General features: G+C 34.8%; 11 protein-coding genes. 7 read left to right on the top strand and 4 right to left on the bottom strand.

Annotated elements, in window-relative coordinates; all coding sequences use genetic code 11:
• Positions 1-170: 170 nt before the first annotated feature.
• The 7 genes from miaB (at position 171) to groL (ending at position 6,966) form a co-directional block, all read left to right on the top strand.
• On the top strand, positions 171-1,616 hold the full coding sequence (gene miaB, locus EKM00_RS09705) for a tRNA (N6-isopentenyl adenosine(37)-C2)-methylthiotransferase MiaB (protein ID WP_126452825.1): 1,446 nt from the start codon (positions 171-173) through the stop codon (positions 1,614-1,616).
• Positions 1,617-1,704: 88 nt separating this feature from the next.
• Complete coding sequence (locus tag EKM00_RS09700) at positions 1,705-2,961, top strand: sigma-54 interaction domain-containing protein (RefSeq protein WP_126516031.1); 1,257 nt, start codon at positions 1,705-1,707, stop codon at positions 2,959-2,961.
• Between the two features lie 91 nt (positions 2,962-3,052).
• Positions 3,053-3,556: an LptE family protein gene (locus EKM00_RS09695; RefSeq protein ID WP_126452821.1), complete on the top strand. Its 504-nt coding sequence runs from the start codon at positions 3,053-3,055 to the stop codon at positions 3,554-3,556.
• A gap of 103 nt (positions 3,557-3,659) precedes the next feature.
• Entirely contained in the window at positions 3,660-4,511 is an 852-nt protein-coding gene (locus tag EKM00_RS09690) for a tetratricopeptide repeat protein (RefSeq protein WP_126516030.1), read from the top strand.
• Between the two features lie 3 nt (positions 4,512-4,514).
• Positions 4,515-4,862: a preprotein translocase subunit SecG gene (secG, locus tag EKM00_RS09685; protein ID WP_126516029.1), complete on the top strand. Its 348-nt coding sequence runs from the start codon at positions 4,515-4,517 to the stop codon at positions 4,860-4,862.
• A gap of 140 nt (positions 4,863-5,002) precedes the next feature.
• A complete protein-coding gene (locus tag EKM00_RS09680) occupies positions 5,003-5,278 on the top strand; it encodes a co-chaperone GroES (RefSeq protein ID WP_126452815.1) in 276 nt (91 codons plus the stop codon).
• Positions 5,279-5,337: 59 nt separating this feature from the next.
• Entirely contained in the window at positions 5,338-6,966 is a 1,629-nt protein-coding gene (gene groL, locus EKM00_RS09675; protein ID WP_126452813.1) for a chaperonin GroEL, read from the top strand.
• A gap of 72 nt (positions 6,967-7,038) precedes the next feature.
• On the opposite strand, the gene EKM00_RS09670 is transcribed toward groL, so the two are convergent.
• The 4 genes from EKM00_RS09670 to EKM00_RS09655 all read right to left on the bottom strand — a co-directional run bounded on the left by EKM00_RS09670 (position 7,039) and on the right by EKM00_RS09655 (position 10,837).
• On the bottom strand, positions 7,039-7,719 hold the full coding sequence (locus EKM00_RS09670) for a DedA family protein (protein ID WP_126516028.1): 681 nt from the start codon (positions 7,717-7,719) through the stop codon (positions 7,039-7,041).
• A gap of 272 nt (positions 7,720-7,991) precedes the next feature.
• The gene (locus EKM00_RS09665) at positions 7,992-8,336 is read right to left on the bottom strand and encodes a heavy-metal-associated domain-containing protein (RefSeq protein ID WP_199734634.1); all 345 of its coding nucleotides are present in this window, start codon (positions 8,334-8,336) and stop codon (positions 7,992-7,994) included.
• 15 nt (positions 8,337-8,351) lie between these two features.
• Positions 8,352-10,364, bottom strand: coding sequence for a TonB-dependent receptor plug domain-containing protein (locus EKM00_RS09660; protein ID WP_126516027.1), 2,013 nt, complete (start codon positions 10,362-10,364; stop codon positions 8,352-8,354).
• A 71-nt stretch (positions 10,365-10,435) separates the two neighbouring features.
• A complete protein-coding gene (locus tag EKM00_RS09655; RefSeq protein ID WP_126516026.1) occupies positions 10,436-10,837 on the bottom strand; it encodes an HYC_CC_PP family protein in 402 nt (133 codons plus the stop codon).
• Positions 10,838-11,026: the final 189 nt, after the last annotated feature.

Below are 11,026 nucleotides of genomic sequence, written 5' to 3'. Positions count from 1 at the left end.
AATTTTGCAAAACTAAAATACGATTTTTACTAAGAAGCCATTAATTTGGCTTCTTTTTTTATCGGACAACAATGATTCCAAAATTAAAACACAAAATAGTGTTAATTCTTAGTCTGACATCTTGTCATATTTATTGAAATTGACTTATCTTTGCACTTTGAAAATATAGGATGGAAAAGATTATTGAAGAAAGCAAACAAGGTGAAAATCTTGTTCTAGAACATAAACCCGAGAACACGAAGAAACTTTTTATTGAGAGTTATGGTTGCGCAATGAATTTTTCGGATAGTGAAATTGTAGCTTCTATATTATCTGGAAACGGATATAATACGACGCAAATTCTGGAAGAAGCCGATTTAGTTTTGGTGAATACCTGTTCTATTCGGGATAAAGCAGAGCAAACAATTCGCAAACGTCTGGAGAAATACAATGCCGTAAAACGCATTAATCCAAAGATGAAAGTGGGTGTTTTGGGCTGTATGGCCGAGCGTTTGAAAAGTCAGTTTCTGGAAGAAGAAAAAATTGTGGACCTCGTTGTAGGTCCTGATGCCTATAAAGATTTGCCGAACCTTTTGCAAGAAGTAGAAGAAGGACGTGATGCGATTAACGTGATTTTATCGAAGGATGAAACTTATGGTGATATTTCGCCTGTCCGTTTGATGAGCAACGGAATCACAGCTTTGGTTTCTATCACCCGTGGTTGCGATAATATGTGTACGTTTTGCGTGGTACCTTTTACCCGAGGACGCGAACGCAGCCGTGAACCACAAAGTATCATGAAGGAAATTCAGGATTTGTGGGACAAAGGTTTTAAGGAAATTACGCTTTTGGGACAAAATGTGGATAGTTTTCTTTGGTACGGCGGCGGATTAAAAAAAGATTTTGAAAACGCTACCGAAATGCAAAAAGCAACTGCTGTAGACTTTGACCAACTCCTTGAAATGGTAGCCGTAGGTTTTCCTAAAATGCGCATTCGATTTTCAACCTCTAATCCGCAGGATATGCATGAAAGTGTGCTGCACGTGATTGCAAAACATCCTAATATTTGCAAACACATTCACTTGCCTGTCCAATCTGGAAGCAATAGAATTCTTAAAGAAATGAACCGTTTGCACACACGTGAAGAGTACATTACTTTGATTGACAAAATCAGGACTATTATTCCAAATGGTTCCATTTCACAGGATATGATTGCTGGTTTCCCTACAGAAACCGAACAAGACCATAAAGACACCTTGAGTTTAATGGAATATGTGAAATATAATTTTGGTTATATGTATTCGTATTCCGAACGTCCGGGAACTTTGGCTGGAAGAAAAATGGAAGATGATGTTACCGATGAAACAAAAGCAAGAAGACTGCAGGAAATTGTCGATTTACAACAAAAACATGCTTGGTTCCGCAGTGAAGAATTCATTGGACAAACCGTAGAAGTTTTAGTAGAAAAAGTTTCGAAAAAATCGACTGAGGAGTTTTCCGGCAGAAATTCACAAAGTACTACCGTAGTTTTCCCAAAGGAGAATTATAAAATTGGGGATTTTGTTTTGGTTAAAGTTGAAAGTTGTACAAGCGGCACTTTGAAAGGGAAAGCGGTTGGTTTGAGTGAAATGAATTAATAAAATTAGTGGCTAATTTTTAATTCATTAGAAATAAAAGAGTTTAAGTAATTATAAATGAGATTGCTTCGTGCCTCGCAATGACAATATGGAATCAGTTCAAAACATAAAACAACGATTTGAGATTATCGGGAATGACCCGAAGCTTAATCGTGCGATAGAAAAAGCCATTCAAGTTGCTCCTACTGACATTACCGTATTGGTAGCCGGAGAAAGCGGGGTTGGAAAAGAGAATATTCCCAAAATTATTCATTCGCTTTCGCACAGAAAGCACGGAAAATACATAGCTGTAAACTGTGGCGCCATTCCAGAAGGAACCATTGACAGTGAGCTTTTTGGGCATGAAAAAGGCGCTTTTACCGGAGCAACAGGAACTCGGGAAGGTTATTTTGAAGTGGCTGATGGAGGAACTATTTTTCTGGATGAAGTGGGCGAATTACCCTTGACCACCCAAGTGCGTTTGTTGCGTGTTCTTGAAAATGGTGAATTTATAAAAGTAGGTTCTTCACAAGTACAAAAAACAAATGTGCGAATTGTGGCGGCCACAAATGTCAATTTATTTGATGCTATCGAAAAAGGGAAATTCCGTGAAGACCTCTATTATCGTTTAAGTACGGTGGATATTACTTTACCCCCTTTGCGCGATCGAAAAGAGGATATTCACTTATTGTTTAGGAAATTCGTCGCTGATTTTGCCCATAAATATAAAATGCCGCCTTTGAAACTGGATGAAAGTGCTGTGCAATTATTGCAAAAATTTCGTTGGAGCGGAAACATCCGTCAATTGCGAAATGTAGCGGAACAAATATCCGTTTTAGAAACCAACAGGGAGATATCTGCAGTGACATTACAATCCTATTTACCCGTACAAGGAAACAATTTACCTTCCGTTATTAAAGACCAAAAAAACGAAAGTGATTTTAGTACCGAAAGAGAAATTTTGTACAAAGTACTTTTTGATATGAAAAGCGATCTAAATGATTTAAAAAAACTGACCTTAGAACTCATCCAGAATGGCGTTTCTAAAGTCCAGGAAACAAATCAAAACTTGATCAAGAAAATATATGGATCTAAGGAAAATGATAGTGAAATTGATTTTGAAGAAGAACCAAGAGCAACTTTAATAGCTGCAAAAAACAATGACAACGATTATCAGGAAAGAGATGATAATTATCTTTTTGCCGAAACTGTCGAAGAAGAGGAAACCTTGCGTCTGGAACAAAAAGAGATAGAAATGATTAAGAAATCATTAGAAAAAAATAAAGGAAAACGAAAAGCCGCCGCAGATGAATTGGGAATTTCCGAAAGAACTTTATACCGGAAAATCAAACAATTTGATTTATAATGTAGTCCGAAAAATACAACGTGTTTAATTGAAAATGAATATATTTGACCCGAACATTGGTGAGCCGGCGAAGCAATTTTTAAAAAATAAAATGAAATATCTAAAACGTATACTTCTCTCCGTACTTATAATAAGTATCAACAGCTGCTCGATTTACAACTTTACAGGGACGGGGAAAATTGATGCTGAAACATTTCAAGTGGGCTTTTTTCAGAATAATGCTGAATTAATTGAACCCGGAATTGACCGGACATTTACACTAGAGCTTCAAGATTTGATTCAGAATCAAACCAATTTAAACTTGGTACAAAATGGTGCAGATTTAACCTATGAAGGAGAAATTGTTGATTACAGAATTAGCCCTATGACAGCAACGGCAGACCAGCAAGCTTCTCAAAACCGTTTGACAATTCGTGTGAATGTTCGTTTTACCAATAAGAAAAAAGAAACAGATGATTTTGAAAAACCATTTACTTTTTTCTTTGATTATCCTGCACAACAACAATTGACAGGCGCAACCTTGAATGCTGCTTTAAAAGATATTTTTGAAAGAATAACACAAGATATATTTAATGAATCTCTGGCTAAATGGTAAATAAAGAAATATCCAGTTGGCAGTTTTTAGTATTCAGTGCAATATACTAAAACTTGAAGCCTGATTGTTGAACATTGATTACTGAACATCGAACACTTGAAAAATGAATGTAACTGATTATACTTATTTGATTAACAAACCTGATGTTGTACATCAAAAGCAAACAGAAGCTTTGGAAAAAGTATTAAACGAATTTCCTTATTTTCAGAGCGCCAGAGCACTTCACCTAAAAAGCCTGTACAATGAGAACAGTTATAAATACAATGGTGCTTTAAAAATAACGGCTGCTTATACAACGGACAGATCTATTTTATTTGACTTTATTACCTCCGATGTTTTTACTTCAATTCATAAAAGTCTCTTTACTAAAAAAGCACTTGAAATCCTTGACATTCCAGTAGTTGAAAGTGAAATTATTTCGTTTCAAGAAAAAAAAGAACCTAAATTAAATCCTTTAGAACAATCCATTCATACCTCAATAAAGGAAGCTTCACCAACCGCCCCAATCCAAACGAATTCTATACCAATAGCAGAAAAAATGGATCTTGGAAAACCGTTGAATTTTTCGGCAAAAGAACAACATTCCTTCCAAGAATGGCTACAGCTCTCTCGTACAGAACCTATAGAAAGAGAGAATGAGGATTCTAAAAAACCGGCTGCTCCAATGGACGAGGAAAAAAGAAAAAAATTAGACTTAATCAATAAATTTATAGAAACAAGTCCAAAGATTTCTCCTGTAAAACACGGCGCTGCTTCCTCAGTATCCTTAGACCTAAATGCACCAGATAACTCGTACTTGATGACCGAGACTTTAGCCCGAGTTTACTTGGAACAAAAAAAATATCAAAAAGCGATACAAGCTTATGAAATATTAATTTTGAAATATCCAGAAAAAAGTAGTTTCTTTGCAGACCGCATAACGGATATTAAGATTTTACAACATAATAATAATTAAACAATGAGCACATTTTCAATTTTTTTAGTTTTAATAACTATAGTTTGTTTTCTATTAATCGTAGTAATCATGGTTCAAAACCCTAAAGGTGGTGGATTATCCTCTACAATAGGTGGTTCTCAAATGTTAGGCGGGGTACAAAAAACAACTGACTTTTTAGACAAAAGCACTTGGACATTAGCAACTATATTAATCGCACTTATATTACTTTCAAGCTTGAGCTTTACAGGAACATTAAGTGATACTGATTCTAAAATCATTGACAATATGGGAACCTCTGCACCAAACACAACTACTCCTGTAGCAGTACCTGCTCAAAACACACCAGCAGCTACAAATCCAGTAAAATAAATCACTTCTACATATTCTAAATGCCAGCCTGTCAAAGCTGGCATTTTTTATAAGAAAATGTGTCAGTTTGATTAAGATGGCACAATTTCTGAAATCTTCATCTTTATTAATTAATATTGAATACTAAAAAATATAAAATCATGGATTTAAACATTAAACCTCTTTCAGACAGAGTCCTTATCGAGCCCGTTGCTGCTGAAACAAAAACGGCGTCAGGAATCTTCATCCCTGATACTGCCAAAGAAAAACCACAAAAAGGAACTGTTGTTGCTGTAGGAAACGGAACAAAAGACCACACTATGACAGTGAAAATTGGTGATTCTGTTTTGTACGGAAAATATGCTGGTACTGAATTGAAACTAGAAGGAAAAGATTATTTGATCATGCGTGAAGACGATATTCTTGCAATTATCTAAATTAAAGTACGGACAAGTCGTGACTTGTCCCTTCAAATAAACATTAAACAAAATTTAAAATGGCAAAAGATATAAAATTTGATATAGAAGCACGTGACGGATTAAAACGTGGTGTTGATGCATTGGCAAATGCAGTAAAAGTAACGCTAGGGCCAAAAGGTCGTAATGTTATTATTGGAAAAGCTTTTGGCGGACCAACCGTTACTAAAGATGGTGTAACTGTAGCAAAAGAGATTGAATTGAAAGACCCACTAGAAAATATGGGCGCACAAATGGTAAAAGAAGTAGCCTCTAAAACGAATGATTTAGCCGGAGACGGAACTACAACTGCAACCGTTTTGGCACAAGCGATCGTAAAAGAAGGATTGAAAAACGTTGCTGCCGGAGCCAATCCTATGGATTTGAAACGCGGGATAGACAAAGCAGTTGATGCTATTGTTGCTGATTTGGCTAAACAAGCCAAAGTAGTAGGTACGGATTCTGAAAAAATCAAACAAATCGCTTCAATTTCTGCTAATAATGACGAAGTAATTGGGGAGTTAATCGCTGCTGCTTTCGCAAAAGTGGGAAAAGAAGGGGTTATTACTGTTGAAGAAGCTAAAGGAACAGATACGTATGTTGATGTTGTTGAGGGCATGCAGTTTGACAGAGGATATCTTTCTCCTTATTTTGTTACCAATTCAGAAAAAATGGAGGTAGAACTAGAAAATCCATACATCCTTTTATATGACAAAAAAGTTTCTTCTTTAAAAGAATTATTACCGGTTCTTGAGCCTGTAGCACAATCTGGGAAACCATTATTGATTATTGCTGAAGACGTAGATGGGGAAGCATTGTCTACACTAGTGGTAAATAAATTACGTGGAGCCTTGAAAATCGCTGCTGTAAAAGCGCCTGGTTTTGGAGACCGAAGAAAAGCTATGTTAGAAGACATCGCTATTTTAACTGGTGGAACTGTAATTTCAGAAGAAAGAGGATACACTTTAGAGAACACAACTATCGAAATGTTAGGTACTGCTAAGAAAGTGACTATCGATAAAGATAATACTACAATTGTAAGTGGCGCGGGTGATGCAGATATGATCAAAAATCGTGTCAACCAAATCAAAGGTCAAATGGAAGCTACCACTTCTGATTATGACAAAGAAAAGTTGCAAGAACGTTTGGCTAAATTAGCTGGTGGAGTTGCTGTACTTTATGTAGGTGCTGCATCTGAAGTAGAAATGAAAGAGAAAAAAGACAGAGTAGATGACGCACTTCACGCTACTCGTGCTGCAGTTGAAGAAGGAATTGTTGCTGGTGGTGGAGTTGCTTTACTGAGAGCTAAAAATGCACTTAGTGCTATTAAAGCAGATAATGCTGACGAAGCAACCGGAATTCAAATTGTATCTCGTGCAGTGGAGTCTCCATTGAGAACTATTGTTGAAAACGCAGGTCTTGAAGGGTCTGTAGTTGTTGCAAAAGTCGCTGAAGGTAGTGGTGATTTTGGTTATAACGCAAAAACAGACGAATATGTTGACATGCTTAAAGCAGGAATTATTGATCCTAAAAAAGTAACTCGTGTAGCTTTAGAGAATGCAGCTTCCGTTGCCGGAATGATATTGACTACTGAATGTGCTTTGATTGATATTAAAGAAGATAATGGTGGTGGAAACCCAATGGGTGGCGGCATGCCAGGGATGATGTAATCTCAATTCTTTTCAAATAAAAAACCGTCCCGATAAAAAATTGGGACGGTTTTTTTATGAGTTATAATTTGTTTATTCTTGCACTTTTGATTTCTTACTAAACTTATAAATTACCGGTAAAACAGTAATCCCTACTAAAATCAATACAATTAATTCGATATGCTCCTTTAGATCAATCTGATAATTCTCAAGTAAAAAACCATATAAATAATGTCCGGCAAAAATTAGGGTGAACGACCAAATAAAAGAACTTAAAATATTATAAAACATAAACTTCTTCTTATCCATTGAAACGATTCCGGCAACTATTGGTGCAAAAGTCCTCAATATTGGAAGAAATCGAGCAAAAATAATTGCCTTACCACCGTATTTTTCAAAAAAATCTTTTGATTGAACCAAGTACTTTTTCTTAAACCAAAAACTATCTTCCTTGTTGTATAGATAATACCCGCTTTTAGAACCAAACCAGTAGCCTACTACGTTTCCTAAAATTCCTGACAATGCGACAAGTGTGGATAGGAGGACTACATTTAGAAAATCATTATTGATAACTAAAATATTCTCTATCAATTCGCGACTGTAAATTCCTGCCAAAAACAATAAACTATCTCCTGGCAGAAAAAAACCTGCAAAAAGACCCGTCTCCGCAAAAACAATAAATAAAACTATATAAATACCCAATTTAATTCCATTAACATCAAAATGAATATAAAAAAGTGGGTCAATTAAATTCTTCCAATCAAAATCGTTCATTCTACGGTGTTTTATGCTAAAATTATTCGTGCGTGAAAGTACGGATAATATATCTCAACCACAATTTATGATACTATTTTAAAGTTTTATTAACTATTTAAAGTAGCAGAATTATCGTTACATTATTTACAGCCAAAAGTTGTTTATAAAAATACTGATTTTAGTTATGTGCATAACCGTTTTTCATAGTTAACAACTACAATTTTTACTGAAAAAAAATTAAAGTATGGCATTAAAAAAACCAAAGTTTTCACTTTGGCGTTTCTTTAAAATTATTTTCGTTCATATTGACAACAAGCATGAAGACTGTCATAATCTTCCTTTAAAGCCCTGGCTCCCTCTGTGTCGTGACCTACTTTCGCAATCGCTTTTTGAATTGTTGGAACATTCGTTTTTTGTTCGTTTATAATCAGATATAAAGTACCACAATCCATATGCCATTCGGCAGATTTCACACCAGAAACACTAAATGCCACTTTTTCAATTCTCTTTTTGCACATGTCACAATTCCCGCTCACATGAAATTCAACCTTAGCATTTTTGCTTTTCCCTTCTTGAGCCTGAACCGTAAACCCAACAAAAATCAGTAACATTACTAGTGTTATATTTTTCATCATTTAATTTTTTTTAACCTATTTAATTTTAAAACGTAAACCCGCATAATACATTTGTCCAAAAACTGGACCATAAACTATTGACGCGTCAAAAGAAGGTCCAAATGGATTTTCATTACCCAAGATAACATTGTCCTGCTTGTAATTCCCAATGTTTTCTCCGCCAATATAGATTTCGAAAGTTGGAGAAAAAGATCGTGTAACCTGTATATTCATCACAGAAAATGAAGGTGAAAATTCAGGCAACCTGTCAACTTCAGGATTGATTGACGTATTGGGTAATTGTTGTTTTCCGAGCCAGTTAAGCGTATAATCAAACTTCCATTGTTTTCCTTCTTCTAATATTTGCGTTTCAAATCCTAAATTTCCAAAGAAACGATGTTTTGCCTGTAGTGGTCTTTGATAGGTTCCTGATAAATAATCCGTTTGAACATCATAGTATTTGTAGGCTGTTCTCAAATTAAAACGCTTTATTGGTTCATAATTAAATTCTACTTGCAAACTATTCGCATACGATTTTCCGTTCAAGTTATAAAACAAAACCTGTTGCGGACTTTGCATTATATCAACAATTGCTTGGTTCTGAAAATCAGTTCTGTAGAAATCAAAACTAACATCAGCACTTTTGCCAAAAAACAAAAAACCCTGCATAAAACTCAATCCATAATTCCATGCAATTTCAGGATTTAAACCGTATATTTTTCCTTTGGTATCTAAAAATTCAAAAGTTCTTGAACTAGCTAAAAGCTGTTGGTTTTCAGCAAAAACATTAGCACTTCGTTTCCCTCTACCTGCTGAAAATCGCAAAACACCTTTCTCCCAAGGATTGTATCGCACATGTAATCTTGGCGTAGCAAAAGTCCCTAAACGATTGTGATTATCTATTCTGCCGCCTAGAATTACGCTAAAATTCTCCGTATTATCATACGTATATTCAAAAAAAGCACCTACTGAGTTATCAATTCTGCTATAATCATTCACATTGACAAACTCACCGTATTTATCATAGGTAAAGTTTAGACCTGTAGAAAATTTGTGCATTGTATTATTAATAATCGAATTGAAAATCAGGTTCGAATAATAACTTTTTTGTTCAATATTATATTGATTTAGTCCAAAATAAGAGTTTTGATCGTGACTGTTAAAGGCATTCTGAAAACCAATACTTTGATATGGCATGTCAGGAAAAACAAAGCCTAATTTAGCGGAAACATCAAAACGTTCCGTATTGATTTCGGAACCCCAATAATTTGTCGTTCCCCTGTCTCTATCCGGATCAAAATTTAATTCTCCTGTTTGTTTTTGATCATTCATATATCGGAAATTGATGAAACTAACCCACCCTTTTTTTGCATTGGTATATTGCCAACGGTTTAAAACATTGATTTGTTTTGCTAATGGATTATCAAGAAAGCCATCGTCATTCATATCGTTTTTTGCAACTCTGGTATTTCCGTGTACAAATAAACTACTGCTCCATTTATCAGAAATTTTAGTATTGAAATGTGTATTTAATTCAAATCGAGAATCTGTCGAACCATAGACATTTAGAAAAAATGGAATATCGCTGATTGGTTTTATTAATTCGGTATTAATTTGTCCCGAAATACTTTCGAAGCCATTGACAACACTTCCGGCACCTTTGGTAATTTGGATACTTTCTACCCAAGTTCCTGGTGTAAATGACAACCCGTAGGCTTGAGAAGCACCACGTACCGAAGGAATATTTTCCTCGGTAATCATCAAGTAAGGACTCGTCAATCCTAGCATTTTTATTTGTTTCGTTCCCGTCAAAGCATCCGAAAAATTAACATCAATTGAAGGATTTGTTTCGAAACTTTCGGCCAGATTGCAACAAGCGGCTTTCAGTAATTCTTTGCTTGTCAGTGTTGTAGTATTAGTTGTTAGTTTGTACGATTTTTTTAAACTTTTGCTGCTGCCTTGTATTTTTATCTCTTGCAAAGTATCTTGCGAATAAGAATTAAAAGCACATAAAAGAAACAATAAAAATATTGAAATTTGTTTTTGCATGATTGATTTTTAATGTTAGAATAATGTAAAACCACTAAAGTGTGATTCAAGTTCTACTAAAACATTAAAAGCTACGCGTAGAAAATATATTGGTGGTATAATTTAAAAAAAAGCGGTGCATTTGTATCGAAACAATACGACGTAAATTGGCTGTTTTTAAAATTTGAAATAAATGAAAAAACATAAGGATTCCATTCTTTTATTGAAAATGTAAAATCTGTATCGACAGAAACTGTTTTTTGGACTAATTTATCAGTCTTCTTTTGAAAATTAACCTCTTTGTCTTCGCAACAATTTGATTTTTTTTCAACAACATTACAACATTTTTTTTCTAATTTTTGATCTTCAACAGGAGTTTTAAGAGTAACAGACGAAATTTCATTTCCGCAATAACGCAGATTAAATGCTAATCCTACATTGGAAACCAATAGGAAAAAAGCAAGAAGAACACTAACAAGTCCTTTGAATTTCATCACGCAAAAGTAGTGATTTAATCAAACTCCAAAAGCTAAATTCAAGTTAAAATCTACAATTCAAGTTCTTGTCCTATCAAAGGAACTTTACATTCAAAACTATATTTTTCCTGGACTTTAATACGGAGTTCATCCAGTGGCTGATTTTCTCCATGCGCTGACAACCCTTTTATTTCCTGAATTTTTGCT

The sequence above is a fragment of the Flavobacterium sp. RSP15 genome, from assembly GCF_003968755.1.
Taxonomy (GTDB): Bacteria; Bacteroidota; Bacteroidia; order Flavobacteriales; family Flavobacteriaceae; genus Flavobacterium.
Note: the sequence above shows the minus strand (reverse complement) of the source record. Positions and strands in the feature narration are given on the sequence as shown.

Bases quoted from the DNA above. Each gene is read 5' to 3' on its own strand.
- miaB (WP_126452825.1), top strand. From the start codon at position 171: ATGGAAAAGATTATTGAAGAAAGCAAACAAGGTGAAAATCTTGTTCTA.
- EKM00_RS09700 (WP_126516031.1), top strand. From the start codon at position 1,705: ATGGAATCAGTTCAAAACATAAAACAACGATTTGAGATTATCGGGAAT.
- EKM00_RS09695 (WP_126452821.1), top strand. From the start codon at position 3,053: ATGAAATATCTAAAACGTATACTTCTCTCCGTACTTATAATAAGTATC.
- EKM00_RS09690 (WP_126516030.1), top strand. From the start codon at position 3,660: ATGAATGTAACTGATTATACTTATTTGATTAACAAACCTGATGTTGTA.
- secG (WP_126516029.1), top strand. From the start codon at position 4,515: ATGAGCACATTTTCAATTTTTTTAGTTTTAATAACTATAGTTTGTTTT.
- EKM00_RS09680 (WP_126452815.1), top strand. From the start codon at position 5,003: ATGGATTTAAACATTAAACCTCTTTCAGACAGAGTCCTTATCGAGCCC.
- groL (WP_126452813.1), top strand. From the start codon at position 5,338: ATGGCAAAAGATATAAAATTTGATATAGAAGCACGTGACGGATTAAAA.
- EKM00_RS09670 (WP_126516028.1), bottom strand. From the start codon at position 7,719: ATGAACGATTTTGATTGGAAGAATTTAATTGACCCACTTTTTTATATT.
- EKM00_RS09665 (WP_199734634.1), bottom strand. From the start codon at position 8,336: ATGATGAAAAATATAACACTAGTAATGTTACTGATTTTTGTTGGGTTT.
- EKM00_RS09660 (WP_126516027.1), bottom strand. From the start codon at position 10,364: ATGCAAAAACAAATTTCAATATTTTTATTGTTTCTTTTATGTGCTTTT.
- EKM00_RS09655 (WP_126516026.1), bottom strand. From the start codon at position 10,837: ATGAAATTCAAAGGACTTGTTAGTGTTCTTCTTGCTTTTTTCCTATTG.